Here is a 25,994-nt window from a genome sequence, read left to right on the forward strand (position 1 = left end):
TCCCGCGCCGTCACTGCCGGACCGCCCCGCTGCCGCCGGGCGGTCCGCACCCGCACCCCCGTGCCCGTACGGTCAGTTGAGGACCTGCACCTCGGCCACCTTGAGCGTGGTGGCCTGCCCGACCCGGACCAGGCCGGGGATGGTGAAGGTCTTGTTCACCGAGCCGGTGATGACCACGTCGGCCGCGTAGACCGCCTTCACCGTCACCGTGAACACGCCGTCCTTCCTGCTGCCCGAGCCGGTGGTGAACTCGGTGCCGCAGTCGGGGGACTTGGCCGCGCCGTACGACGCCTGGTACGGCGTGCCGGCCGTCGCGCAGACGACCTTGCGGCCCTCGACGTCCCATTCGACGCGCTCCAGCCGGGAGGTGACGGCGACCTTGGCGCCCGCCACCCCCAGCGGGTCCGACTTCGGCGGGGTCGCGTTCTTCGCCCACAGCCAGACCGGGCTGTTCACCACGGCCGTGCCCTGCGGCGCGATGCCGACCTCCGGCACCGGGTAGGTGATCCGGTGGTAGACCATGTCCCGGGCGACGTCCTCCGGGGAGATCGGGCCCGCGCCCTTCCCGTTCTCCACGAACACGAACTCGGCACCGCCCAGCCCGCCGTCCGTCTGCGGGCAGACCTTGGAGTAGATCGCGCCCTCCGAGGGCTTGTGCCCCTCCCACGCCTTGTCGCCCTCCGGCAGCGGCTGGTCCAGCGGGTTGAAGTAGCACCCGGCGCCGTTGTTGAACCAGCCCAACTGCGGGTCGTGGCAGGCCCATTCCTTGCCGTGGTAGCCGCACACCGGCGGGCCGTCCGATCCCCCGCCGCCGCTGCCGGTGCCGCCGGTCTGCGCGGAGCCGGGGGTGGTCGTCGTCCCGCTGTCGGCGTGTTCGCAGATCACGCTCGGATAGCACTGCTCGGCCCCGGCCGACGGCGGTTCGTCCGCCGTCGCCGCGCCGGCCCCGGGCAGCAGCAATCCGGCGGACAGCGCCGCGGCCACCGCGAATCGCCGGCCCGCTCCTCCCGCGTTCAGCATGTCCGGCCCACCTCCCGCTTGAAGTCGTAGATCAGCCAATGCGCTTGGAAGTTGCGCAGGGACGCGGTGGCGACGTACCGGCTCAGCGCTCCGGCCGGTTCGCGCGCGGCCCGGGTCACGGCGTCGACGCGGTGCCAGCCCGACACGTCGACGCAGTCCTCGATCACGACGGTCTGCGGATCGGCTTTCAGGTCGACGGCCTTGACCACGGGGGAATTGCGCGGCTCGCCGGTCATCACCATTTTCGCGTCCCGCAGTTGCCGCAGCCCGGAGACGGTGTCGGACAGTGCGCGCCCGGAGGAGTACGCCTCCAGCGCGATGCCGTCCGAATCCGTGCGCCCGAAAGCCTCCGCCTGGGCCCGCCACCAGTCCTGATAGGTGCTCAGCGCGGAGCGCCCGGCCGCGCCCTCCGGCCCGTCGGTCGGCGCGATCGAGCCGTTTGCGGAACCACTCGAAGGGGTTACCGGGTTCACTCCCGCAACAGTGGGCACCGCGGTCCCGAGACGATCGGCGGAACCCGCGGAACCACCGCCCGCACACCCGCCGAGCAGCACCACCAGAACCGCCCCACCGACCCCAATCGCCCCAGGGCGCAACACATTTCCGCGCTGCCGCATCGCCCCACCTCATCGCGACCGAACGATCCGTGATCCACGGCCGCCGGAAGAATTCCGCCGCCCTGCCGGTGTTTCCGCCGGGGATCGATTCTTCGCCAACCCACCCCATCACGGCAACACCTCAGGCCCCCTGACCTTACGCGGGAGGCGGTTGCCTCGGGGCACTTTCCCGCCACAGAACGGCCAACAGTTCTTCGGAAAGCGACAATCCGGCCAATGCGCCCCGAACGGCGGCCCGATTGCGCATCAACAGGCGCCCGCCCTGCGGCGGAACGAGCAGGCGCGCGCCGGGCGCACCGGACGGCGGGGCCGGGGCGCCGGCCCCGGCGCGGGCCGGGGCGCCGCCGTCGAGCAGCGCGGCGACGGCCGGCTGGAGGTCCGGCACGGACACGGCGGCGGGGGCTCCCGGGACGCCGCCGCGCAGCACGGCGGTGAGGGCGTGGCTGAACGAGCCCTCGCCGCCCGGCAGTACGGCGTCCCGGCCGCGTCTGCCCGGGGCGTACCGGCCGACCCGGCCCCACAGCGGGACGCGCGGGTAGCTGAGCAGCTCGCCCGCGCCGTCCTCGCCGCCACCGCGTTCGAGCGCCGCCCAGGTGTCCCGGTCGGCGACGGCGTCGACCAGCAGCAGCGCCTCCTCGTGGCCGCCGTGGACCATCGCGCTGACCACCCAGTCCCAGGCCAGGCCGCGCCGGTAGGCGTTGTCGGGGGTGCTGCCGGCGGTGACCAGGGCGAGCCGGCGCCCGCGCGGATCGGCCGCCAACTGGCCGACCAGGCACACCAGCAGCCAGCGGCCCGGGTGCTGCGCCGCCTCCCGCACGGCGGTGAGCATCGCGTTGGCGTCCGCGTCCGGGGGCACCACGGCGACCCGGCAGCCGGCCGCGCCGGTGTCGAAGCACATCCCGGGCAGCACCTCGGCGAGCAGCCGCGCGCCGTGCGCCGCCCGCGCCGAGCCGCCGAAGGCCCGGTCGGGCCCGCCGTCCGCCCCGATCACCACCAGGTCGACCCCGCCCGCCATCCGTCCGCCCCCTCCCGTGCCGGCCTCGGGCGCTCCCGGGGCCGCCGCCCACCGCGCCCCGCCGCCGTCCTGCGGGCGGGCGCGCGACCTTGCGCCGCCGGGCAGGCTACCGCCCCGGACGGCCGCCGGCGGGGCTCCCGACCCGTCCGCCCAGGGACCATGGGCCCTATCGACGCACGCGCCGACCGGAGGACGATCGGACGCATGGAGCGTGAGGACCGTGTGGAGACCCTGGGCGAGGCCGAGTGCCTGCGGCTGCTCAGCACCGTGCCCGTGGGGCGCGTGGTGTACACCGAGCACGCGCTGCCGGCCGTCCTGCCGGTCTCGTTCGAGGTGCTGGACGGCCTGCTGGTGCTCGCCGTCCGCCGGGACAGCGCGACGGCGCGCGGGCTCGACGGCACCGTGGTGGCCTTCCAGGCCGACCTGCTGGACCCGGTGACCCGCACCGGCTGGAGCGTGCTCGTGCACGGGCGGGCCGACGTGCTGCGCGACCCCGAGGCGGTGCGGCGGGTGCTGCGCTCGGGGCTGCGGCCGTGGGTGGGCGATCCGGAGCCGCAGTTCGTCGCCCTGGCGCCGGAGCTGGTCAGCGGGCGGCGGCTGTTCCCGACCGGGCGGCGGCCGGGTTTCGCGGACCGCTCCTGACAGATACCAGCGGGTAGGCATACGCTTCCGGCGTTCCGGCCCCGCCTCGGGGCCCGTCCCCCTTCCAGGAGCGCACCGTGACGAGCTTCGCCTCCCTCGCCGAGCTGACCGCCGCCGTCGGCACCGAACTGGGCACCAGCGAGTGGCACACGATCGAGCAGCGGCAGATCGACCTGTTCGCCGAGGCCACCGGGGACCACCAGTGGATCCACGTGGACCCGGAGCGGGCGAAGGAGAGCACCTTCGGCTCGACCATCGCCCACGGCTACCTGACGCAGTCGATGATCCCGGTGCTGGCGAAGGAGTGCTACAGCGTCGAGGGCGTGCGGATGGCGCTCAACTACGGCTCGGAGAAGGTGCGCTTCCCGGCGCCGGTGCCGGTGGGCACGGCGATCCGGGCACGGGCCGAACTGGTCTCGGCCACCGAGGTGCCGGGCGGCGTGCAGGCGGTGGTGCGGTTCACGATCACCAGCGAGGCGAGCGCCAAGCCGCACTGCGTCGCCGAGACGATCACCCGCTTCTACGCCTGAGCGGGCCCGTGGAGCGGCTGCCCCCGGGTACGCCGTTCGGCCCGCGGCCGGCTTCCCACCGGGTCCGAACGGCCCACGGCGAGTAACCTCCGACGAGATGGTTGTCGCACCGCAGCAGGCCCTGCGGCCCCTGCGGTGCGCGCCCCGGCATGCCCGGTAGCCGTGACCGTCCCTGGAGGAGCCGTGCCCCGCCCCGCCCCGTGGTTCTCCCGCCTCGCCGGTCTGTCCGCCCAGCTCGCCCCGCCGTCCGCCGGCCCCGCCGCCGACCGCGCCGTCCCGGGTCTGGCCGGGCTGCCCCGCGCGGCCTGGCACCGCGTCCGGACCGAGGCCTTCGGGGCCGAGCCCCGGGGCGAACGGCTGGCCCGCATCCGCCGCTCGCCGCAGTACGCCGACGGCGCGTTCCGCAACCCGCTGCCGACCCGCCGCCTGGTCTACGAGCGCAGCCCGCTGGAGATCACCCGCGCCCAGCTCACCGGGGACAAGACCCGCCGCTTCCCGGCCGCCGCCGTGCCCGTGCACCGGCTGCTGCCGGCCGACCTCGCCGCGCCCCCGGAGTCCGGGCTGCGGCTCACCTGGCTCGGCCACGCCACCGTGCTCGCCGAGATCGGCGGGCGGCGCGTCCTGCTCGACCCGGTCTGGGGCGAGCGCTGCTCCCCGTTCTCCTGGACCGGGCCCAAGCGGCTGCACCCGGTGCCGCTGCCGCTGTCCGAACTCGGGCCGGTGGACGTGGTGGTGGTCTCCCACGACCACTACGACCACCTCGACATGGCGACCATCCGCGCGCTGATCGGCACCGACGCGGTGTTCGCCGTGCCGCTGGGCGTGGGGGCGCACCTGGAGCACTGGGGGGTCCCGGCCGGGCGGATCGTCGAACTGGACTGGTGGGAGTCGGCGGAGGTCGCCGGGCTCACCCTCACCGCCACCCCGGCCCGGCACTACTGCAGCCGCGGCCCGCGCACCAGCGCGCTGTTCCTGTGGGCGTCCTGGGTGGTGAGCGGCGGCGGGCACCGGATCTTCCACAGCGGGGACACCGGGTACTTCCCCGGCTTCGCCGAGACCGGCCGCCGGCTCGGGCCGTTCGACGCGACGATGATGCAGGTCGGCGCGTACAGCGACTTCTGGCCGGAGGTGCACATGACGCCCGAGGAGGGCGTGCGGGCGCACCTCGACCTGGGCGGGCGGCTGATGCTGCCGATCCACTGGTGCACCTTCAACCTGGCGCTGCACCCGTGGGAGGAGCCCGCCGAGCGCGTGGTCGCCGCCGCCCGGGCCCTCGGCGCCCGCCTCGCGGTGCCCCGCCCCGGCAAGCCCTTCGAGCCCGCCGACCCGCCGCCGCTGCACCCGTGGTGGCGCGCCGTCTCGGCCGCCCGGTTCGACGCGGTCGGCGACGCGGGCGGTGAGGCGGGCGGCGAGGCGAGAGGTGAGGCGGTCGGTGGCGCTCCGGCGGGAACGCGGGTGGACGCGGCGCCGGCAGCCGGCGGCGGACAGCTGACAGAGTTCAGCGAACAGATTTCAAACTCTGTTATCTGAAAGTTGTTCGCTGAAAGTTGTCATCTGTTATCTGTTACCTGTTATCTGTCAGCCGTCTGCCCCGGATCACATGGCGAGGAGATCGCGCAGCGTCCTCGCCTCCTTGACCGCCCGGGCGGAGCCGGTGCGCTCCGCGAGCGCCGTCACCTCGGCGACCGGCCCGCGCGCGCCGGTGCGGCGGGCGCAGTCGGCGGCGACGGCGAGCAGATCGCCGAGGCCCCGGGTGGCCGGCTCGACCGCGCCGAGCAGGCCGGGCAGGGCGGCCCGGAGCACCGACCACGTCGTGCGGTGCGCGCCGGTCCCGGCCGCCAGGGCGAGGGCCGCCGCCAGCCGGCCGGCCTTGACGGTGCCCCAGGCGGTGAGTTCGCCGAGTTCGCGGCCGAGCAGTTCGGCGTCCAGCTGGCCGCGGGCGGCGAGCACCAGCAGGGCGTCGACGGCGCCGGTGCGGTCCTCGGCGTGCCGGGCGCCGAGCCCGTAGGCGAGGGCCAGGTGCAGGGCGAGCCCGGCCGGGCCGCCGGACTCGGCGAGCAGCGGCAGCAGCCGGCCGGGGCCGCGCTCGTCCCGGTCGGCGCCCCCGGCGAAGTGGTCGAGCCAGCGGGCGGCGAGCTCCTCCCGGTGCCAGGGGAGCATCGCGGCCCAGTGCGTCGGGCGGATCGGCAGCCAGGACCAGTCGAAGGCCCGGCGGGCCCGGGCCACGCTGGGCTCGGTGGCGGCGAGCAGGTCCCGGAACTCCGGAGCGAGGTGTTCGACGGCCGAGCCCTTCGGCGCGGCGCCGAGGCCGGGCTGGGCGACGACCGTGCGCCGGACGTCCTCCCACCAGCGCTCGCCGTAGTGGTGGCCGTGCCGGGAGCCCCGGCCGGGCGCGAAGAGGACGCGTTCGGACGGCTGGGCGGGCAGCCCGCCGGTGCGCAGCCAGTGCGCGAGCCACCGCCCGGCGGGCGAGGCCAGCGCCTCGGCGGCGCTCAGCACCTCCTCGTCCACGGCGTCGCCGCGGGCCGGCGGCCCGACCCGCAGCAGGGCCGCCGACAGGTCGGCCGGCCCGGGCGCCACGCCCGCCTCCTCGTAGCCGGCCAGCCGCTCGACCAGCACGCGGGGCGCGAGGGCGCCGGTGGCGTCGGTCGGGGTGGCGAGCAGGTACGGCGGGCGGGTCGCGGTGACCTGCCAGGCGGCCTCCTCGAGCCGGGCGGCGAGCGCGTTGCCGTACACGGTGCCGCGCGGGGTGCGCAGCGGGGAGCCGCCCGCGCCGTGCAGGGTGTCCCACAGCCGGCGCGGCGGTGTCTCGCCGGCGAGCGCGGCGACGACGTACAGCACGTCGCCGGGCGTGCAGTCGGCCCACCGGGCGCCGCCGTGCCAGGGGTGGACCCGCCGGACGGGTTCGAGCGCGGCGAGCAGCCCGGCCCGGTCCCGGTGGGCGTGCCGGACGAGGCCGTCCAGCACCCGTTCGAAGGCGGCGACGCCGGGCAGTTCGGCGGCGAGCAGCGCGGACAGCTCCTCGGCGAGTTCGGCCGCCGAGTCGATCGGCGCCCCGAGAGGCCGCGGTGCGGGGACGGGCGGCAGCAGTTCGTCCGCGTCCGCCGCCGGGGCGCCGTCGCCGACCGGCGCGCCGAACAGTTCGCCGGCGCGCGGGTGGTGCACGGGGTTCAGCAGTTCGGCGGCCTGCCGCAGGTCGGGCAGCACCGCCGGGCCGGCGGCCGCGAGTTGCCGGGCGACGACGTTGAGCGCGCGTTCCTGCACGCCCGGGTCGGGGTGCCCGAAGGCGTCGGCGGCGGCGAGCGCCACCGGGCCGGCCCGCTCGGGCGAGCGCCGGGCGGCCCGTTCCAGCCAGCGCAGTTGGGCCCGGACGAGTTTCTTCTCGGTGCGGAACAGCACCACCGCCGAGGCCTCGAACAGCGCCCCGGGCTCGATCAGCCCGGCGTCGTCGAGCCCGGCCAGCACCTCCTGGGCGTGTCCGGCGACCACTGACAGCCCGTCCAGGAGGGCCACGAGGTCGCGCAGCCGCGCCGCGTACTCCTCGGGCGTGGGGGCGAGGGCGCGCAGCAGCTCCAGGAAGGCCCGCTGGTCGGCCGCCATGCCGCCGCGCAGCAGCCGGGCCAGGCAGCGGTCGACCAGGTCGGAGCGGTCCACGTCGCCGGCGGCGGCCAGTTCGGCGATCGCCTCGGTCCAGCAGTCTCCGGGGCGGGGGCTGAGCCGCCTGGTCAACTCGTACGAGACGTCGACGAGTTCGAGGACCAGCGGGAGCAGCGCCGGGGTGAAGGGGTGGGCCCGCAGCCGTTCGGCGAGCGGCGGGCGCGGCCCGGAGTCGGTGAACGCCTGGCTGAACCAGGCGCGCACGAAGGTCTCGCTGCGCGGCACCGGGCAGCCGGTGCGCCGCAGGACGGCCGCGGCCAGCCGGTAGTACGGCCACCAGCCCCGGGTCCGGTCGGGCCGGTCGGCCAGCCGGGTGACGACCTCGACCTGCCAGTCGGCCGGCTGGGCCTCGAACAGCCGGGCCGTTTCGGGGCTGCACGCCCAGTCGCGGGGGGTGAAGTCGCTGCCGGCCAGCCAGGTGGCGGCCCCGGCCGGGCCGGGGTGGCAGCCGGCTCCGGCCAGCATCAGGGCGTGCCGGGTGGCGAGCCCGTCCTTCGACCAGTCGTCGCGCAGTTCCTTGCGCAGCGCCTTGAGGGCGGGCAGGGCCGTGCGCCGCTGCGCGCGGTCCATCGCGTCGACCAGCGCGGGTATTCGGGACGCCCGCCCGCCGCGGACGGCCGCCAGCAGCCGCTCGACCCGCTCCTCGGCCGTCACCGCCCCGGCCTCCGTCCCCTGCGCCGTCTCCGTCACCATCGCCTCCGCCCTCTCCGCCGCCGTCACCGCCGCCGTCGCCCCGCTCATCCCCGCACCTCCGACCCCGCCGGACCCGACGACCCCGCCGGACCCGCCGACCCCGCCGCCTCCCGCACCATCGCGACCGCCAGCACGTGCTTGCACGGCCCGCGCCCGCCCCGGTACTTGGCCCACCACAGGCAGGTGCAGCCCGCCCGCCCCGCCGCGTCCGTGCGCACCCGCTGGAGGTGGTCGCCGACCGTGACGACGGCCGTGGCGCCGCCCTCCTCGAAGCGCACCGCACCGGCCGCGACCAGCGCCCGGGCGGCCCGCAGCCGGGGGTTGGCCGCCTCGGCGCGCCCGGCATCGTACGGGAGCTGCCGATGGAAGTGGGCGGCCTCGGCGGTGTCGTAGCCGATCTGCCCGGCGGTGCCGAGCCGGGTGAGCGCGGCGCGGACCCGTTCGGCGCCGATCCCGGCCTGCTCGGCGAGTTCGCCGGTCTCGATCCGCGGCTCCCAGGCGAGCAGCGCCGCGACCAGTTCGGCGTCCTGCTCGACGGTGCTCCCGGCGAGCGCGGTGAGCACGCCGCCCTCGCCGGAGAAGCCGCGGGAGGCGTCCGGAGACAGCGTCAGGGTGAGCCGCATGCCGGGCAGCGCCACCTCCCAGGCGGAGGCGGCCGGTGCCGCCGCGGCCGGCGGCCCGTACACCCGCAGGGCGAGCGCGTGCCGCAGCACCCGCTGCAGGGCGACCAGCCGTTCCGGCCCGGGCAGGCAGACCGCGCCGGGCACCGGGCGGGTGGTCGGCCGCAGCGTCCGCCCGGCGGGGACGACCCAGCCGGTGGCGCCGCGGCCGGAGCGCGGCAGGGCGCGCAGGAAGCGGACGGCCTCGGCGGCGGGCAGTTCGGCGCGCAGGTCGAACCCGGCGGCGACCACCTGGGTCTCGGCGAAGCCGCGCAGCCAGCGCTCCGGCAGCGGCACCTTCTTCTCCACCAGCCGCCCGTCGAGGCCGGTGACCTCCAGCGCGTCGGGCCCGACCGCGAGGTGCAGCGGATCGGCCGGGCCGATCCTGGTCAGCGCCTCCCGCAGCGGGTCGTTGACGTCGACGTTGGTGGTGCCGTGACCGATCTCGCCGCCGTCCAGCCCGGCCGCGAGCACGTCGAGCCGGGCGTGGACGCCGCAGCACCCGGAGAAGGACTCGAAGCGCAGCCGGTCCCCGTTGGCGGTGACCACCGGGTCGAGCGAGGCGCGCCGCCGCGGCTGGTGGTAGCGGGCGGCGGCGACGTCCGCGACGGCGAGCAGCGCGGCGGCGGCGGGCGCCGGGTCGGCCAGGAAGCCCGCGAAGAAGCGCGGGTTGGCCGCCGTGCCGAGCGGGGTGGCGCCGCCGGAGGTGGCCAGGTCGAGCCGCCGGCCGCCGGCGCCGTCCAGGACGGCCGACGGACGCAGGTAGGCGTACGCGTGTGCGGATTGCGTCATGCCGAGCACGCTAGGTGATGGGTCCGACAATCCCTCCACCGGGCGCCCGACTGGAACAGGTTCTACCGACCCTCCCGCCCCCGCCCGCGTTACCCAGGTCACACCGCGGCACCGCCGTCTCTGCCACTATGGGCGCGTGACCGACCTGACCGAACAGGACATCAGCACCGTCCGGACCACCGGATCCTTCGCCGGCCTGCTGGAGATCGAGCAGCTGGACGAGAACACGTTCCGCGGACACTGCCACGCCGGTGCCCCGATGCGCGCCTTCGGCGGCCAGGTCGCCGCGCAGGCGCTCACCGCCGCCGGCCGCACCTGCGCCCCGGACCGCGCCGTGCACTCCCTGCACGGCTACTTCCTGCTCCCCGGCGACCCCACCAGGCCGATCCGGTACGAGGTCGAGCGCATCCGCGAGGGCTTCTCCTACACCACCCGGCGCGTCACCGCACTCCAGCGCGGCGCGGCGATCTTCACCCTCTCCGCCTCCTTCAAGAGCGCCGAGCCGAGCCACGACCGGCACCGCGAGATGCCCCTGCTGCCCGCCCCGGAGAGCCTGCCGGACTCCTTCTCGCACTGGGGCGCGCAGCAGCCCGCCCCGACCGCCGGCAGCGGCCCCGAGGTCGCCATGGACGGCTTCCGCGACCTCGACCTGCGCTTCGTCCCGGCCGACGCCCCGGGCGTGCCGCCGGCCGTGCCCGGCATGCCGCAGCAGTTCGTCTGGCTGCGCATCGCCTCCCCGCTGCCCAGCGGCGACCCGCTGCTGCACGTCTGCGCGCTCACCTACCTGTCCGACCTCACGCTGGCCTCCACCGCCGGGCTGCACCAGCAGCCGAACTTCCTCCAGCGCACCGAGCCGCCCCGGCTGATGATGGCCTCGCTGGACCACGCGATGTGGTTCCACCGCCCGTTCCGGGCCGACGAGTGGCTGCTGTTCGCCCAGCGCAGCCCGTCCTCCTCGGACGGCCGGGGCCTGGCGCTCGGCGAGTTCTACGACCGGGAGGGCCGGCTGGTCGCCTCCGCCGTCCAGGAGGCGCTGATCCGCGAACTGCAGCAGCGGCCGCGCCGTCGGCGGGCCGAGCGGGGCGGCGACGACCCCCGATGACCTCCGCCTGAACTCCGCCTCACCTTCGTCCGACCTCCGCCCGATCTCCGTCCGGCCTCCGCCGGACCGTCGCCCGACCTCCATCCGGCCTCCATCCGGCCTCCCCGCGCGCCCCGGTGACCGCCCGGCGAACGGAAGGGGGCCGGACGGCGTCATACTCCTGAGCGGCCCCGGCCCGTATCATGGTGCGGGTGACCAAGGTTGACCTGTCACCACGGCCGGTGGAGGCGATGTCTCCACGTCAGCTCGAACGCCGCGACAATCTGATCGCGGCCGCGCTCGCCCTGGTGAACGAGATCGGAGTCGAGCGGCTGCAGATGAAGCAGGTCTGTGAGCGGTCCGGAGTCGCCCTGGGGACGGCGTACCGCTACTTCTCCTCCAAGGACCACCTCCTGGCGGCCGCGATCGCCGAATGGCACCGCCTGCTGCTGGCCGACCTGGTGGCCGAGCTGCGCGGGCCACGCGCCGGGCTCGGCGCCACCGACCGGGCGGTCCGGTTCGTCCGGGGCGGGATGCGGGCCTACCAGCGGCAGCCCGAACTGGCCCGGCTGCGCGTCGCCGTCGCCGCCTCCACCGACCCCTTCGCCAGCGAGGCGCTGCAGGGCATGGCCCGGGCCGACAGCACCGCCCTGCAGGCGGTGACCGCGGAGGTGCCGGCGGCGGCCAGCGAGCTCGTGCGGCACATCGTCGCGCACGCCTGGCAGGGCGAACTGACGGCCTGGGTGACCGGCCGCACCACGCTCGGGGACGCCAGACGGCGCCTGGAGGACGTGGTGCGGCTGGTGCTGGCCCCGTACGAGACGCACTACCCGGCCCCGTACGAGGTCCAGTCCACCGGCTGAGCCGGCCCCCGGGCCGCCCTCAGACCACCGTCACCGGGTGCGCCACCACCGCGCCGAACAGGTAGCCCTCGCGGTTGAAGGGCGCCCGCTCGGGCTGGGTGGCGCCCCCGCGGTCCGTCGCGCGGGCGCGCAGCTCGTAGCGCCCGGGCCGCGCGGGGCGCCAGTCGAAGCTCCAGCGCGTCCAGTCGTCGGCCCGCGCCGGCTCGTCCAGCCGGGCGGGCCGCCAGCTCCGGCCGCCGTCCGCGCTCACCTCGACCAGGCGCACCGGGGCCGTGCCGGACCAGGCCCGCCCGTGCAGCCGGTGGGTGCGCCCGGCCTCCAGCCGCGCGCCCTCGGCCAGTTCGAAGGCGGACTTGACCACCTGGGCGGTGAGCGGGGCGCCGCCGGCGGGCGGGTGCCCCGGGCCGAACATCCGGTAGAAGTCGGTGTTCCACGGCGAGTACAGCGGGTGGTCGGCCACCTCGATGCTGCCGACCCACTTGATCGAGGCGACACCGACCCAGCCGGGCACCACCAGCCGCACCGGCGCGCCGTGGTCGGGGGTCAGCGGCTCGTCGTTCATCTCGTACGCGAGCAGCGCGTCGTCCAGCGCCTTGGCGATCGGCAGCGGGCGGCGCACCGGGCCGTAGTTGGTGCCGCCGACGACGTAGTCCGCGTCCAGGCCGGTCGGCAGCACGTCCACCGCGCCGCCGGTCAGCCCGGCCGCGCGCAGCACCTCGGCCAGCCGGACGCCCCGCCACAGCGCCGAGCCGATGCCGCCGAGCGCCCACGGCGTGCCCGGGACGCGGTGCCCCTGCCGGCGGTGGAAGAAGCTGCGGCCGTTGCCCGCGCACTCGATCAGCGCGCCGAGGCGGGTGGACGGCAGCGCCCGCAGGTCGTCGAGGCCGAACTCGACCGCCCGCCCGGGCGCCGGGGCGCCGCGCAGACCGGTCCCGAACAGCCTCAGCCGCCAGCGGTCCGGGTCGATCAGCGGGGTGCCGGTGTGGTTGCGGACGAAGAACCGCTCCACCGGGACGTGGCGGCCGACGACGGGCCCGTCGTCGGCGTCGCGCAGGGCCTCCCACCGCATCTCGGCGTTGGTGTCGTGCGGAACGAACCACGCGGCGGGCAGTGGCTTGACGATTCCGGGCACGTTGACGCTTCCGGGCACGGGCCTGGGCACCTCCTCGGCGGCCACCCGGCGCGGGGCGCGGACACCGGCGCGGCCGACGCGGGCACAGGGGGCGCCCCGGCGCAGGAGCGCCGCGGCACCCGGACGGCACTGTGCGGACGGCGCTCCCGACCCCAGCGTAAGCGCTCCGGCGCGCTACGTGACCAGGGCCTCCGGGCGGGGCCCGCGGCTTGACCTTCTCACCGGTGTGAACTCCTAGCGTTCCCGGTGCCGGCGGGAAGGCCCACCGGGCCACCCGTCACCGGCCACCCGTCACCCGACGCCGGCCACCCGTCACCCGTCACCCGTCACCCGCCGAGGAGCACCCGTGCCGTCCACCACCACCCGTTTCGCCCCGCTCGCCCGGATCGTCCGCGGCAGCGGCCCCGGCCTGCTGCTCGCGCACGGCGCCGCCGGCAGCGCCGCCGGGAACTGGGGCCCGCTGCTGCCCGACCTCGCCGCCCACCGCACCGTCGTCGCCCCCGACTACCCCGGCTCCGGCGACAGCCCGTACGAGCCGGGCGAGCCCACCCTGGACGAGTACGCCGACCGGCTGGTCGCCGTCGCCGACGAGGAGGGCCTGACCGCCTTCGACGTGGCCGGCTACTCGCTGGGCGCCGCCGTCGCCGTCCGGATCGCCACCCGGCACCCGGAGCGGGTCCGCTCGCTGCTGCTCGTCGCGGGCCTGGCCGGCGGATCGGCCCGGCAGAGCGCACTGTCGGAGACGATGGTGCGCCTGCGCGACCGGCCGGCCGAGCTCGCCGACCTGATGCTCACCGTCGTCTTCGGCCACAGCTGGGTGGACGCGCTGCCCGCCGACCGGCTGGCGGAGCTGCGGCAGGCACTCAACTCCCCGCAGCCGGACGGCTTCCCGCAGCAGTTCCGGCTCGCCGCCCGGACGGACGTGCGCGCCGAGCTGGCCGCCGTCGCGGTGCCCGCCACGGTCGTCGGCGCCGCCGAGGACATGCTCGTCCAGCCCGCCCAGCACCGCCTGCTGGCCGCGGGCATCCCCGGCGCCCGCTACGTCGAACTCCCCTGCGGGCACCTGCCGATGGTCGAGGCACTGCCCCAACTGCGCGACGTCGTCCTGGACTTCCTGAAGCCGGGATCCTGAAGGACCGAGCCGCCGGACGGCCGCGGCCGGGAACACCCCGGCCGCGGCCCGCGTTCGCCCCGTCATGCGCATCGGAGAACTCGCCCGCCTGACCGGGGTGTCCGCCCGGCTGCTCCGCTACTACGAGGAGCAGGGCCTGCTCCGGCCCGCCCGCACCGCGGCCGGCTACCGCGAGTACGGCGAGGAGGACACCGTACGGGTGCGGCAGATCCGCAGCCTGCTCGCCGCGGGGCTGCCCACCCGGGTCATCGCCGAGACCCTGCCCTGCGCCACCGGCCCGGTCCCCGCCCTGGTCGCCTGCCCGGACCTGCTCGCCACCCTGCGCGGCGAACTCGCCGACCTCGACGCCCGGATCGAGGACCTCACCCGCAGCCGCCGGGCGCTCTCCCACTACCTGGCCGGCGCGCACGCGCCCGGCGAGGAGCGCGCGGCCTGACCGGCCGGGCGGAGCCGAGGCCCGACGGGACGTAGGTCCCGACCCTCGGCTCCCCCGGCGCGCCCTCCACCCGCTCACCGCGCGGACTGGACATAGTGCGACATACCGCTTGAACCCGCGAGCATGTCGAGAGGTCCACCCGATGAGCAGCCAACCGCCGCAGACCGACCAGCGCGTGAAGGAGCCCGACGAACCCGCCGGCACCCTCCCCACCGACCGGACGGTGTTCGGCGTCAGCGCCGTGCTCGTCCTCGGCGTCGTCGCCTGGGGCGTGTTCGCCGAGGACTCCCTGGGCAGCACCTCCAGCACCGCGCTCGGCTGGGTGCTGCACAACTTCGGCTGGCTGTTCACCGTCGCCGCCGACGTCTTCCTCGTCCTCACCGTGCTGCTCGCCTTCAGCCGCTTCGGCCGCATCCGGCTCGGCCGCGACGACGACGAACCGGAGTTCTCCACCCTCGCCTGGGTCGCCATGATGTTCAGCGCCGGCATGGGCATCGGCCTGATGTTCTACGGCGTCGGCGAACCGCTCCAGCTGTTCGCCGCCCCGCAGCCCGGCTCCGGCCTCGAACCGCAGAGCGCGGCCGCCGCCCAGCAGGCCCTGGAGTTCTCGCTCTTCCACTGGACGCTGCACCCCTGGGCGATCTACGCGGTCGGCGGCCTCGCCCTCGCCTACACCACCTTCCGCAAGGGCCGCGGCAACCGCGTCTCCGCCGCCTTCGTCCCGCTGATCGGGCAGCGCGGCGCCGACGGCCTGCCCGGGAAGGCCATCGACCTGCTGGCCGTGTTCGCCACCGTCTTCGGCTCCGCGACCAGCCTCGGCCTCGGCGCGCTCCAGGTCGCGGACGGGCTCGGCTACATCTCCTCCGTCCGCAACACCCAGAACGCCCAGCTCGTCATCATCGGCTCGCTCACCGCCGCCTTCGTGCTCTCCGCCTTCTCCGGCGTGCACAAGGGCGTCAAGTGGCTCTCCACCGCGAACGTCGTGCTCGCCTCGCTGATCATGCTGTTCGTCTTCCTCTTCGGGCCCTCGGTGTTCGTCCTGGACTCGATCCCGTCCACGGTCGGCGGCTACCTCTCCGACCTGCTCGGCATGTCCACCCAGACCGGGGCGTTCACCGACGAGAGCTGGCTCGGCAGTTGGACGATCTTCTACTGGGCCTGGTGGCTCTCCTGGGCGCCCTTCGTCGGCACCTTCATCGCCCGCATCTCGCGCGGCCGCACCATCCGGCAGTTCCTGCTCGGGGTGCTGCTCGTGCCCAGCGGAGCCACCGTCATCTGGTTCTGCGTCATGGGCGGCACCGCGATCCGGCTCGTCACCACGGGCGCCGCCGACCTCGTCGCCACCATCCCGCGCGGCGCCGAGGCCTCGCTGTTCGAGATGCTGCGCTCGCTGCCGCTCGGCTCCGTCACCAGCGTCGTCGCCGTCCTGCTGGTGATGACCTTCTTCATCACCAGCGCCGACTCCGCCTCCCTCGTGCTCGGCTCCCTCTCCAGCCGGGGCTCACTCCACCCCCGCACCTGGCTGGTCGTCGTCTGGGGCGTGCTGATGGGCGGGGTCGCCGCCGCCCTGCTGCTCGCCGGCGGGCTCACCGCGCTGCAGAACGCCACCATCCTGGTCGCGCTGCCCTTCGTCGTGGTGATGCTGCTGCTGTGCGTCTCCCTGGTGAAGGAACTCCGCGAGGACCCGGCCGCCGGGCCCTCCCGCCTGCACCCCTCGCACGGCCTGCGCGACGCCGTCCGGGTCGCCGTCGGCGAAGCCCTCGCCGACCAACGAACCCGCCGCTGACCTGGGCATACGCCCCACCCGCAGCCGGGGTGGGGCGGGTGCGACCAACCGACGCCCAACCCCCGTCCGGACTTCACCCGCGCGTACCGACCGTTCACACCGCACTGGAACCCTCCCTGTCATGAACGCCAGCCCTCCGACGCCCTACCAGGAACCGCGCTTCCCGCTGCCCCAGCGCCACCGCCGCCTGCTCGCCTGCACCGCCGTCCTCGCCTCCATCGCCCTCGGCACCTTCGGCGTCGGCGCCACCGTGGAGACCGTCCGGCACGGCACGGCGACCACCGCCGCCACCGCGAGCAAGTAACCGGCCCGCCCCCTTCTCGCCCCCTCCCCGGCACCGCCGTCCCACCCGGACGCGGTGCTCTCGGCTTTCCGGCGCGCTCTCCCACGCCCCGCCGCGGCGGCGGCGCGTGAGGCCCGTGAGGCCCGCGCGGGCGCTACGGGCGGGGGCGGTCCCGGGGCGTGGGGACGGTGGGGACGGTGGGGACGGGGACGGGGACGGCGGGGCGGGAGTGCCGGCCGGTGCCGGGGGCGGGGTGCAGGTCGGGGGCCGGGGCGTAGCGGGCGGCCGGGGGGCGCAGGAGCCAGGCGGGCGGCCGGGTGGAGCGGGGGGCCGGGGTGATCAGGCCGAGGCGGTGGAGCAGGTCGAGGGCGTCGCGGCGCAGGGCGGTGCGGTCGGCGAGGTAGCGGGAGGGCAGGCCGTACTCGTCGGCGACGTCGCCGAGGGCGCCGTCTATCAGCGCGTCGGGGATCGGCACGTCGCCGTCCGGGATGTCGCCGGGCAGCGGGCGGACCTCCTCGACGAGGCACTCGACCAGCAGCAGGGCGGCCTGCGCGAGGGTGCCGGAGCCGGGCAGGGCGAGGTCGGTGAGCTCTTCGGCCGGGTCCAGGAGGGCGACACCCTCGGCGCGCAACTCGGTCTCCAGGCCGAGGAATTCGGCGAGGGCGGCCGGGCCGCTGAGCCGGTGCCGGCGCAGCCAGCCGCGGCGGTCCTCGGGGAGGTCGGCGGCGAGCACGGCGGGCGTTTCGGCGAGCAGGCGCCGTACGGCGGTCGCGGGTTCGGCCTCGGCCGCGCGGCGGATGAGGTCGGCGGGGCCGTCCGCGAGGGCGGGCGGGCCGGCCGGGACGGCGCGGGCGAGCTCGCGGTCGACGGTGAGCGGGAAGGCGGTGTCGGCCGGGTCGGCGGGCAGCTCGCCGAGGACCTGCCAGTCGGCGAGGGCGGCGAGGGCCATCGCCAGGTCGGCCGGGGCGGCAACGAGTTCGGGTGCGGCGGCGCGCATCGCGTCGAGCAGCCGCCCGTACCGCAGCTGCTCCGGGGCGTCGACCAACAGGGCCAGGGCGAGGGCGAGTTGGGCGTAGGCGGCCGGGGTGAACGGGGCACCGGTGGCGGGGTGTTCGAGGCGGCGGGCGGCGCCGGGCCCGAGGCCGGCCTTGCGGAGCCGGGCGTGCCAGGGGCCGACGACGAGCCGGTAGCCGAGCAGGGTGTCGAAGCGCTCGGTGAGCCAGTCGCGGTGACGGCGGATCAGCGGGAAGCCGTCGGCGTGCGGGCCGGAGGCGGTGACCAGCGGGTGGGCGAGCAGCAGCCGGGCGGCGATCCGGCGTTCGGCGGCGGTGTGGCCCTCGCCGGAACGATCCTGCGCGGTGGCGGGGGCGTCCGGGAGCGCGCGGCCGCGCTCGGTCCTGCGGTGCCGACCGGGCCGACCGGGCTTGGCGCCCGACCGGACGACGGGCAGCGCGGCGGCGTCGCGCCGGGCGCGGCGCAGCCCGCCGTCCGTACGGGCCTCGCGCGGGCGCCGGGCGGCGGGAGCGGTGGGGCCGTGCCACCAGCTGACCTCGGGGTCGGCGGCGGACTCGGCGGGGGCGCCGAAGTGCCGGGCGGGGTAGAGGCCGAAGGAGGCGGTGCAGAGGTCGTCGGCGGTGTCGGGCGCGGCGGCGGCGAACCAGCGGGCGAGCCGCAGCAGGCCCGGGTCGGGCGAGAGCTCGGGGTCGGCGCCCCGTGCTGCGGCGGCGTCATGTGCGGCGGCGTCACGTACGACCGCGTCACGTGCGGTGGCGTCAGGGCGGGCCGTGGGTACGGCATCGGGTGCGCCGTCACCGCCAGACGCGGCGCGGACGGCGGCTTCGCGTACGGCAACGGCGGCGTCGGTGGCCCCCACCCCGCCCGTTCGCCCGTCCGGCCGACCGGCGGCCACCCGGGTGGCACCGACCGCGTACTCCTGCTGCTCCATGTCGGAGACCAGCCTAGACGGTGGCCGGGTCACCCGGTGGCAGCAACCGGGCCCGCGGCGGGACGGGATCCGGCCGTCCCGCCGCGACCGGCGGGCCGGGCCGCACCGGGGTTACGCACCGGTAACCCGCTCTTCCCCCACCGGAGCGGCTCCCTTAGGGTCGGTGGATCTCCCCCGCACCGCCCGACCACGGAGGCAGCAGCCGCATGACCATCCGCACGACCGCCCGCGCCGCCCTCGGCACCCGCCTGCGCTCGGCCTCCCGCTCGGCCTCCGGCCTGCTGGGCGGCTTCGCGGCCACCTCGGCGGCGCACCTGGGCTCGATCCTGTCCGGGGCGTCGGTGCTGCAGAACGCCACCAAGCCGGCCCTGATGCCACTGCTGGCCGCGCACAGCCGGACGGCGGCGCGGGCCGCCGAGCGGGAGGCGCCGCAGCTGCTGGCGCCCGCCCTGCTGCTGAGCGCGGGTGGGGACGTGCTGCTGCAGCTGAAGGACGACACCGCGTTCCTGGCCGGCATGGGCTCCTTCGCGGCGGCGCACGTCTGCTACGTGACCATGTTCGTGCGGCGCGGCGCGCTCACCGACCGGCGCCGGGCCCTGGTGGTGGCGGCCGCGTACGCGACGGCCTGGGTCGGCATGATCGGGCAGTTGTGGCCGGACCTCGGGGACCTGAAGGTGCCGGTGGCCGGATACAGCCTGCTGCTGGCCTCGACGGCGGTCACGTCGGCCGGGCTGGGCTGGCGGACGGGCCTGGGCGGGGCTCTGTTCCTGTTGTCCGACACGCTGATCGCCACCCAGCTGGCGAAGTGGCGGGAGCTGCCGGGGCATCAGTTCTGGATCATGGCGACGTACATCCTGGCCCAGTACCTGCTGGCCAGCGGCACCCTCGGGCACGAGGAGCGGACGGAGCGCACAGCGCGGGTCGAGCGGGAGCGGGCCGCCGGGCTCCCGGAGCCGGCCCTCGCCTGACCCGCCCGTCCCCTCTGCCCCCTCTGCCCGCCGAGGCCCGCCCGTCACACCTGCGTGCCGCAGGTCCCGTCAGCGGGTCCGGCGGCGCGCAGGTGCGGCGGGGGTGTCGGCCATCAGGCACCGGCCCCGCGCCGCCGCAGCAGCCAGAAGCCGCCGACGCCGCCCGCGACGAGCGCGAGGCCGCCGGCCAGCTCCGCCGGGTCGGCCGCGACCGAGCCGCCGAGGCCGGTCTTGACGGCGCCGTGCGGCGCGACCTGCTGGCTGCCGGCACCGGACTGGCCGAGCGAGCCGGCCCACTCGCCGGCCGCCTTGCCCCAGTCACCGAGGCCTTTGTCCAGGCCGGAGGAGCCGGCGGGGGCGGCGACGGTGCTGACCGAGACGGTGGTGGCGAAGGCGCCGCCGTCCGGGCAGGTGCCGTCGACCTTGCTGTCGCCGGCGTGTTCGGAGGCCAGCCGGGCGGAGCCGGTGTGCTTGCCGTCCGCGCCCAGGGTGAGGGTGGCGGGGCCGCCCTCGAAGGCGGCGGAGTGGGCGGTGATGGTCTTGGCGTCGGGCTTGTCCGACTTCTCGCAGGAGACCGTGACCGTCACGGTCTGGCCCGGTGCGGCCTGGGACGGGCTGACCGAGGCCGTGCCGTCCCTGGCGGTGGCGAGGGGGGCCGTCAGACCGGTCAGCACCGTCGCGCCGAGCAGGGCGGCGGCGGCCGTACGCGTGGGGCGCATGCCGGAACCTCCGGGATTCTCGGGCGCGGCCGGGGACTCCCTCGTCCCCGTGGTCGAACAACCGTGCCCGGTCACTCCCCGAAGGTAGGCAGCCGCCGCAGGCGCGGCCACCGCTCAGGACCGTTCGGGTTACCGCCCGTCACCACCGGTGACGGGCGGCGGCCCGGCGGCCCGCCGGCTCAGAGGTCGAGGTCGACGACGACCGGCGCGTGGTCCGAGGTGCCCTTGCCCTTGCGGGCCTCGCGGTCCACGTAGCTGTCGGTCACGGCGTCGAGGAAGGGCTTGTTGGCGTAGGTGAGGTCGATCCGCATGCCGCGGTTCTTCGGGAAGGCCAGCTGCCGGTAGTCCCAGTAGGTGTAGGGGCGGTCGTACTTCAGCGGGCGCGGCACCACGTCGTGCAGGCCGATGCCGCCGAGCGCCTCCAGGGCGGCGCGCTCGACGGGGGTGACGTGGGTCAGGCCCTCGAACGCGGCGATGTCGAAGACGTCCTCGTCGGTGGGGGCGATGTTGAAGTCCCCGAGGACGGCGAAGGGGCGCTCGCCCGCCGCGTCCTCGACGGAGGCCTTGCGCAGCGCCTCCAGCCACTCCAGCTTGTAGTGGTAGTGCAGGTGGCCGACCTCGCGGCCGTTGGGCACGTAGACCGACCAGACCCGCACCGGGCCGCAGGTGGCGGCGATGGCGCGCGGTTCGACGTCGGGCAGCAGGGCGCCGTCCGCGAGGTAGCCGGGCTGGCCGGGCAGCTCGCGCACGACGTCCTCCAGGCCGAGCCGGGAGACGATGGCGACGCCGTTCCACCGGCCGGTGCCGTGCGCGGCGGTCTCGTAGCCGAGCTCGCGGACCTCGTCGTACGGGAAGGCGTCGGCCGCGCACTTGAGCTCCTGGAGGCAGAGCACGTCGGGCTTGGCGCTCTCCAGCCACTCCAGGAGCTTGGGCAGCCGCGCGGTGACGGAGTTGATGTTCCAGGTGGCGATGCGGACGGTCACGGCGGGCGGCCTTCCCGGTGGTTCGGTACGGACGGGGCGGGCTCCCCCTCCCGGAGGAAGGCCCACCCCGAACATACCGCCCGCCACTGACAGACCCGCCCGGTCGGGCCCGCGTGCCCCGGCGGGCCCGACCGGGGCGCCCGGCTCAGCCCGCGGGCCGGACCACCGCGGCCGAGCCGCCGCCGCGCCGCACCGGTTCGGCGGCGGCCAGCCACCGGCCGTCCGGCAGCCGTTCCACGCCGGTGGCGGCGCCGATCTCGGCGACGGAGGAGAACCGGTGCCCCAGCCCCTCCAGTTCGGCCCGCTCGGGCAGGGCGAGGAAGCCGGGCTCGGCCTGGCTGGCGGCGGTGTTGCGCTGGCTGGCGCGCGGCGCGGCGATCGCCTGCTCCAGGCTCAGGCCGCGGTCGAGGCGGCCGAGCAGCACCTGCAGCGTGGTGGTGATGATGGTCGCGCCGCCGGGGCTGCCGGTGGCGAGCAGCGGCTCGCCGTCCCGCAGCACGATCGTCGGGGACATCGAGGAGCGCGGCCGCTTGCCCGGGCCGGGCAGGTTGGGGTCGGGGACGCCGGCGGTGAGCGGGGCGAAGTCGAAGTCGGTCAGCTCGTTGTTGAGCAGGAAGCCCCGGCCGGGGACGGTGATGCCGCTGCCGCCGGTCTGCTCGATGGTGAGGGTGTAGGAGACGATGTCGCCCCAGCGGTCGGCGACCGTCAGGTGGGTGGTGTTGGGGCCCTCGTACGGCTCGGCGACGGCCGGGCCGTCCTCGGCGCAGTCCGCCGGGTGGCGCGGGTCGCCGGGGGCGAGCGGGCTGGTGAGGGCGTGGTCGGGGCTGATCAGGCAGGCCCGGGAGGCGGCGTAGCGCTCGGAGAGCAGTTGCCGGGTGGGGACGTCGCTGAACGCCGGGTCGCCGACCCAGCGGTTGCGGTCGGCGAAGGCGATCCGGGAGGCCTCCAGGAAGTGGTGGTAGTACTGCGTGCCGCCGGCGGTGGAGAGGTCGCCGTCCTCCAGGATGTGCAGCGCCTCGCCGACCGTGGTGCCGCCGGAGCTGGAGGGGGCCATCGAGTAGACGTCGTAGTCGCGGTAGCCGACGTGGGTGGGGGCCTGGTCGCGGACCCGGTAGGCGGCGAGGTCGGCGGCGTCCACCTTGCCGGGGCGGGCCTTGCGACCTGACGCCGGGTCAACTGGCGGATGCTGCACGGTGTTGGCGATGTCGGTCGCCAACTGCCCCTGGTAGAAGGCCTTGACGCCGTCCTTGCCGAGCAGCCGGTAGGTGGCGGCGAGGTCGGGGTTGCGCAGGACGGTGCCGACCCCGGGGGGTCTGCCGCCCGGCAGGTAGAGCTTCGCGGTGGCCGGGAAGTCCTTGAACCGGTCGTAGTTGTCGGCGGTTTGGCCGCGGAAGGTGTCGTCGACGACGAAGCCGTTCTCGGCGATCCGCTCGGCGGGCCGCAGGTTCTCGGCGAGCGACCGGGTGCCCCACTGCCGCAGCGCGGCGTCCCAGGTGGCGGGGGTGCCGGGGACGCCGACCGACAGGCCGCTGGTGACGGCGTCGGGGAGCGGCAGCGGTTTTCCGTCCTCCAGGAACAGCCCGCTGTCGGCGGTGCGGCCGGCGGTCTCGCGGCCGTCGATGGTGTGCACCCGACCGGTGGCGTGGTCGTAGTAGACGAAGTACCCGCCGCCGCCGATGCCGGAGGAGTACGGCTCGGTGACCCCGAGGGCCGCCGCGGCGGCGACCGCCGCGTCCACCGCGTTGCCGCCCTGGCGCAGCACCTCGACCCCGGCCGCGGTGGCGTCCGCGTCGACGGTGGCGACGGCCCCGCCCCAGCCGACCGCCTCCGGCACCTTCGGCGGCGGGGCGGCCGCCCCGGCCGGGCCCGCGTTGGCCCAGACCAGGGCGGTGGCGAGCAGCAGCGATGGCGCAAGACGGGTCAGAGCCCTCATCCGAGTCCTCCTGAGTCGACGTCACCTCTGTTGTTCCACAGCCGGACACCATCCGACAACCACACCGCGCGGCTACCAACGGGTAGTTGACGCGGCGGAGGCGGTCGGCCGGTGAGCCGGCCGGAGATCACGGTCCGGAATCGATTCCGGACATACCGAACCGTCCCCTCAAACGGCCTCTGTACGGTGCGGGGGTTCACCACGAACCCGTCGCCGGAAGGACTCCGTTCCTCCATGTATCCGCCACCTCCCCCGCCCACGCCCTCCCGACTTCCGGCGGCTGCGCCGCACCGCCCCTGGTGGCAGCACCGCGTGCTGCACGCCGCCAGCTTCGTGGTGTTCCCATTCGCGGCCTTCGCGATCGCGTGGACCTGGCCCCGCCCGCTGTGGCGCAAGGTCACCAGCACTGCGGTCGCGGCGTTCTGCAGCCTGGTGTGGATCGGCGCCCTCGCCGGGCCCAAGCCGGCCGACCACTCGCCCGCCCCGGCTCCGGTCGCGGCCACGGCCACGGCCACCTCCAGCCCGTCCGCCGAGACGCCACCCACCGCCCCGGCACCCACGCCGGACCCGACGCCCACGGCGACACCCACGCGGACGGCCACGCCCGCGCCGGAACCGCCGACGCCGACCCAGGCTCCCCCGCCCCACCCCGGGACACCGACCCCGGCGGCGCCCCGGCCCGCGCCGCACCCCACCGTGCAGCCCGCCAGCCCGGGCAACGGCGCTACGGGCGGCGGCAGTTCATCGTCCGGCGGCGGCACCGGCGGCTCGACATCCGGAGGATCCGACCCTGGAGGCTCGACCTCCGGCGGATCCGCTTCGGGTGGGGGCACAGCTGGCACCGTTCACCCGGGATCCTTCTGCTCCCCCACCGGCGCGACCGGCGTCACCACCAAGGGCACCCCGATGGTCTGCGGCCCCGGCAGCGACGGACGGGACCGCTGGAAGTCGGCGGGCTGAGTTCCGGCGAACAGATGACAGAAGACGTTCTCTGAAAGTTGTTCGCTGAAAGTTGAAAGTTGTCAGCTGAAATCTGTTCGCTGAACTCTGTTCGCTGAACTCTGTTCGCCGAACCGTGTCGGCCGAACGTCGACGGCCGTCGACGTTCGGCCCCGCCGCCCCTCGAACGGGGCGGCGGGGCCGGGGCGGGCGGGAGGCCCCGCCGCGCTCCACCGCTACAGCGCCGTGCGCTCCACCCGGCGCCGCTTGATGGTGCGGAAGCGGCGGGCGACCTGTCGGGCGAGGTCGGCGGCGCCGACCAGGCCGGCCTCGTTGCCGAGGGCGGCGTGCACGATGGTGGCCTCCGGGCGGAAGCCGCGGCCGGTGAGGGTGCGGCGGAAGGTGTCCCGGGCCGGGCCGAGCAGCAGGTCGCCCGACTCGGAGACGCCGCCGCCGATGACGAAGCGGCCCGGGTCGAGCGCGGCGGCCAGGTTGGCGATGCCGACGCCGAGCCAGGTGCCGACCTCGTAGAGCAGCTCGATCGCGGTCGGGTCGCCGTCCCGCGCGGCCTCGGTGACCAGCGGCCCGGTGATGCCGTCCGCCGTGCCGCCGGCCCGGGCGAGCAGCGGCTGCACCACCGGGGACTCCTCGGCGGCGAGCTCCCGGGCGTCGCGCACCAGCGCGTTGCCGGAGGAGTACTGCTCCCAGCAGCCGCGGTTGCCGCACGGGCAGCGGTGGCCGCCGGGCAGCACCTGCATGTGCCCGAACTCGCCCGCCAGGCCGTACTTCCCGCGGTCGACGTAGCCGTCCCGGACGACGGCGCCGCCGATGCCGGTGCCGAGGGTGAGCATCACCATGTGGTCCTCGCCGCGCCCGGCGCCGAAGCGCCACTCGGCCCAGGCGGCCGCGTTGGCGTCGTTCTCGACGATCACCGGGAAGCGCAGCCGCTCGCTGAGCGCCTGCTGGAGCGGTTCGTTGCGCCAGTTGAGGTGCGGGGCGAAGAGCACCCGGGAGCGGTCGGCGTCGACCCAGCCGGCCGCGCCGATGCCGACCGCGTGGACGTCGTGCCGGTCGGCGAGCTGCAGCACCAGCTCGACGATGACGTCCTCGACGACCTTGGGGCTCTTGCTCTTGTCGGGGGTGTCGGTGCGCAGCTTCTCCAGCACCTTGCCCTCGCCGTCGACGACTCCCGCGACCACCTTGGTGCCGCCGATGTCGACCCCGATGGTGGGCAACCGCAGTATCCCGGCGGGCAGGGCGCGGCGGCGGCGCTCGGCGCGCGGGCCGAGGCCGAGCAGGGTGGGCAGGACGGGCGGCCGGGTGCCGCCTGGGGTGCCGGTCACGGCTGCGGACGCTCCTCACGGGAAGTGGCGGAATCGGGGGACGCCGGGGGCCGGGCCAGCTCGTGGGAGAGTTCGGCGAGGTCGGAGCCGCCGGCCATCTCGGTGGTGAGCTGTTCCAGGCCGATCTCGGCGCGGGGGTGGCTGCCGGCCATCCGGCCGCGCTTGAGCAGGGTGAAGTGGTCGCCGACCAGGTACGCGTGGTGCGGATTGTGGGTGATCAGGACGACGCCGAGCCCGGCGTCGCGGGCCGCGGTCACGTACTTGAGCACGACCCCGGACTGCTTGACGCCGAGCGCGGCGGTCGGCTCGTCCAGGATCAGCACCTTGGCGCCGAAGTGCACGGCGCGGGCGATCGCCACGCACTGGCGCTGGCCGCCGGAGAGGGTGCCGATCGGCCGGTCGACGTCGTGCAGGTCGATGCCCATCCGGGCGAGCGCCTCGCGGGTGGTGGCGCGCATGCCGTCGGCGTCCAGGCGCAGGCCGCCCCAGCGGCGCAGGCCCTGCTCGGAACCGAGGAAGAAGTTGCGCCACACCGGCATCAGCGGGACGACGGCGAGGTCCTGGTAGACGGTGGCGATGCCGAGGTCCAGGGCCTGGCGCGGCGAGTCGAGGCGGACCTCCTCGCCGCCGACCGTGTAGCGGCCCTCGTCGTGCCTGTGCAGCCCGGCGATGATCTTGATGAGGGTGGACTTGCCGGCGCCGTTGTCGCCGAGCACGCAGCTGATCTCGCCGGCGTGCAGGGTCAGCGAGACGTCCTGGAGCGCCCGGACCGTCCCGTAGGACTTGCCGACGCCTTCCAGCGACAGGAGTTCGGTGTTCATCGCGG

The 25,994-nt window shown here is 75.9% G+C and carries 23 protein-coding genes; 11 read left to right on the plus strand and 12 right to left on the minus strand.

All coding sequences use genetic code 11. The features are described from left to right. Positions 1–72: 72 nt before the first annotated feature. From AB2U05_RS05265 to AB2U05_RS05275, 3 genes are all read right to left on the minus strand, one after another. On the minus strand, positions 73–1,020 hold the full coding sequence (locus tag AB2U05_RS05265) for a hypothetical protein (protein WP_369182546.1): 948 nt from the start codon (positions 1,018–1,020) through the stop codon (positions 73–75). After that, a complete protein-coding gene (locus tag AB2U05_RS05270) occupies positions 1,014–1,493 on the minus strand; it encodes a hypothetical protein (protein ID WP_369182547.1) in 480 nt (159 codons plus the stop codon). Before AB2U05_RS05270 ends, AB2U05_RS05265 begins: the two co-directional genes overlap by 7 nt. 280 nt (positions 1,494–1,773) lie before the next feature. Continuing rightward, positions 1,774–2,652: a hypothetical protein gene (locus AB2U05_RS05275; protein ID WP_369182548.1), complete on the minus strand. Its 879-nt coding sequence runs from the start codon at positions 2,650–2,652 to the stop codon at positions 1,774–1,776. Between the two features lie 204 nt (positions 2,653–2,856). On the opposite strand from AB2U05_RS05275, the gene AB2U05_RS05280 reads away from it, so the two are divergent. The 3 genes from AB2U05_RS05280 (at position 2,857) to AB2U05_RS05290 (ending at position 5,354) form a co-directional block, all read left to right on the plus strand. Next, positions 2,857–3,294, plus strand: coding sequence for a pyridoxamine 5'-phosphate oxidase family protein (locus tag AB2U05_RS05280; protein ID WP_369182549.1), 438 nt, complete (start codon positions 2,857–2,859; stop codon positions 3,292–3,294). 77 nt (positions 3,295–3,371) lie between these two features. Beyond that, the gene (locus tag AB2U05_RS05285) at positions 3,372–3,824 is read left to right on the plus strand and encodes a MaoC family dehydratase (protein ID WP_045701227.1); all 453 of its coding nucleotides are present in this window, start codon (positions 3,372–3,374) and stop codon (positions 3,822–3,824) included. 282 nt (positions 3,825–4,106) lie between these two features. Next, entirely contained in the window at positions 4,107–5,354 is a 1,248-nt protein-coding gene (locus tag AB2U05_RS05290) for an MBL fold metallo-hydrolase (protein WP_369185902.1), read from the plus strand. 66 nt (positions 5,355–5,420) lie between these two features. Here AB2U05_RS05290 and AB2U05_RS05295 read toward each other — a convergent pair whose 3' ends face one another. Both AB2U05_RS05295 and AB2U05_RS05300 read right to left on the minus strand, forming a co-directional pair. Continuing rightward, positions 5,421–8,222 (minus strand): DUF6493 family protein, encoded by a 2,802-nt coding sequence (locus AB2U05_RS05295; RefSeq protein ID WP_369182550.1) that lies wholly within the window; start codon positions 8,220–8,222, stop codon positions 5,421–5,423. Next, the gene (locus AB2U05_RS05300; RefSeq protein ID WP_369182551.1) at positions 8,219–9,625 is read right to left on the minus strand and encodes an SWIM zinc finger family protein; all 1,407 of its coding nucleotides are present in this window, start codon (positions 9,623–9,625) and stop codon (positions 8,219–8,221) included. The genes AB2U05_RS05295 and AB2U05_RS05300 overlap by 4 nt, the downstream gene beginning before the upstream one ends. 136 nt (positions 9,626–9,761) lie before the next feature. On the opposite strand from AB2U05_RS05300, the gene AB2U05_RS05305 reads away from it, so the two are divergent. Both AB2U05_RS05305 and AB2U05_RS05310 read left to right on the plus strand, forming a co-directional pair. Beyond that, on the plus strand, positions 9,762–10,727 hold the full coding sequence (locus tag AB2U05_RS05305; RefSeq protein WP_244178958.1) for an acyl-CoA thioesterase II: 966 nt from the start codon (positions 9,762–9,764) through the stop codon (positions 10,725–10,727). A 191-nt stretch (positions 10,728–10,918) separates the two neighbouring features. Then, entirely contained in the window at positions 10,919–11,569 is a 651-nt protein-coding gene (locus tag AB2U05_RS05310) for a TetR/AcrR family transcriptional regulator (protein ID WP_045701262.1), read from the plus strand. A 19-nt stretch (positions 11,570–11,588) separates the two neighbouring features. Here AB2U05_RS05310 and AB2U05_RS05315 read toward each other — a convergent pair whose 3' ends face one another. Then, positions 11,589–12,719, minus strand: coding sequence for a sulfite oxidase (locus AB2U05_RS05315; protein WP_063889717.1), 1,131 nt, complete (start codon positions 12,717–12,719; stop codon positions 11,589–11,591). A gap of 328 nt (positions 12,720–13,047) precedes the next feature. On the opposite strand from AB2U05_RS05315, the gene AB2U05_RS05320 reads away from it, so the two are divergent. The 4 genes from AB2U05_RS05320 (at position 13,048) to AB2U05_RS05335 (ending at position 16,359) form a co-directional block, all read left to right on the plus strand. Continuing rightward, a complete protein-coding gene (locus tag AB2U05_RS05320) occupies positions 13,048–13,833 on the plus strand; it encodes an alpha/beta fold hydrolase (RefSeq protein WP_369182552.1) in 786 nt (261 codons plus the stop codon). A gap of 64 nt (positions 13,834–13,897) precedes the next feature. Beyond that, positions 13,898–14,269: a MerR family transcriptional regulator gene (locus AB2U05_RS05325; RefSeq protein ID WP_045701231.1), complete on the plus strand. Its 372-nt coding sequence runs from the start codon at positions 13,898–13,900 to the stop codon at positions 14,267–14,269. A gap of 142 nt (positions 14,270–14,411) precedes the next feature. Continuing rightward, positions 14,412–16,055 carry a BCCT family transporter gene (locus AB2U05_RS05330; RefSeq protein ID WP_369182553.1) on the plus strand — a complete coding sequence of 548 codons (1,644 nt, stop codon included), beginning with the start codon at positions 14,412–14,414 and terminating at the stop codon, positions 16,053–16,055. Positions 16,056–16,176: 121 nt separating this feature from the next. After that, positions 16,177–16,359, plus strand: a complete 183-nt coding sequence (locus AB2U05_RS05335; RefSeq protein ID WP_045701233.1) for a hypothetical protein — start codon at positions 16,177–16,179, stop codon at positions 16,357–16,359. 133 nt (positions 16,360–16,492) lie between these two features. Here the strand turns inward: AB2U05_RS05335 and AB2U05_RS05340 are convergent, their stop codons facing one another. Next, a complete protein-coding gene (locus tag AB2U05_RS05340; protein ID WP_369182554.1) occupies positions 16,493–18,283 on the minus strand; it encodes a DUF2398 family protein in 1,791 nt (596 codons plus the stop codon). A gap of 206 nt (positions 18,284–18,489) precedes the next feature. On the opposite strand from AB2U05_RS05340, the gene AB2U05_RS05345 reads away from it, so the two are divergent. After that, a complete protein-coding gene (locus tag AB2U05_RS05345) occupies positions 18,490–19,251 on the plus strand; it encodes a lysoplasmalogenase (RefSeq protein WP_063773605.1) in 762 nt (253 codons plus the stop codon). Between the two features lie 113 nt (positions 19,252–19,364). Here AB2U05_RS05345 and AB2U05_RS05350 read toward each other — a convergent pair whose 3' ends face one another. The 3 genes from AB2U05_RS05350 to ggt all read right to left on the minus strand — a co-directional run bounded on the left by AB2U05_RS05350 (position 19,365) and on the right by ggt (position 22,886). Continuing rightward, positions 19,365–19,970 carry a hypothetical protein gene (locus tag AB2U05_RS05350; RefSeq protein WP_045704494.1) on the minus strand — a complete coding sequence of 202 codons (606 nt, stop codon included), beginning with the start codon at positions 19,968–19,970 and terminating at the stop codon, positions 19,365–19,367. 179 nt (positions 19,971–20,149) lie between these two features. Next, positions 20,150–20,953, minus strand: a complete 804-nt coding sequence (locus tag AB2U05_RS05355) for an exodeoxyribonuclease III (protein ID WP_369182555.1) — start codon at positions 20,951–20,953, stop codon at positions 20,150–20,152. A gap of 145 nt (positions 20,954–21,098) precedes the next feature. Continuing rightward, complete coding sequence (gene ggt / locus AB2U05_RS05360) at positions 21,099–22,886, minus strand: gamma-glutamyltransferase (RefSeq protein WP_369182556.1); 1,788 nt, start codon at positions 22,884–22,886, stop codon at positions 21,099–21,101. Positions 22,887–23,198: 312 nt separating this feature from the next. Between ggt and AB2U05_RS05365 the strand changes: the two genes are divergently transcribed. After that, complete coding sequence (locus AB2U05_RS05365; RefSeq protein ID WP_369182557.1) at positions 23,199–23,846, plus strand: hypothetical protein; 648 nt, start codon at positions 23,199–23,201, stop codon at positions 23,844–23,846. Between the two features lie 215 nt (positions 23,847–24,061). Here the strand turns inward: AB2U05_RS05365 and AB2U05_RS05370 are convergent, their stop codons facing one another. After that, positions 24,062–25,123, minus strand: coding sequence for an ROK family glucokinase (locus tag AB2U05_RS05370; RefSeq protein WP_045704496.1), 1,062 nt, complete (start codon positions 25,121–25,123; stop codon positions 24,062–24,064). A gap of 41 nt (positions 25,124–25,164) precedes the next feature. Continuing rightward, positions 25,165–25,989, minus strand: a complete 825-nt coding sequence (locus AB2U05_RS05375) for an ATP-binding cassette domain-containing protein (protein ID WP_107073187.1) — start codon at positions 25,987–25,989, stop codon at positions 25,165–25,167. Positions 25,990–25,994 lie beyond the last annotated feature (5 nt).

Origin of the sequence: Streptomyces sp. Y1, assembly GCF_041053115.1 — a bacterium.
GTDB lineage: Bacteria > Actinomycetota > Actinomycetes > Streptomycetales > Streptomycetaceae > Kitasatospora > Kitasatospora rubellomurina.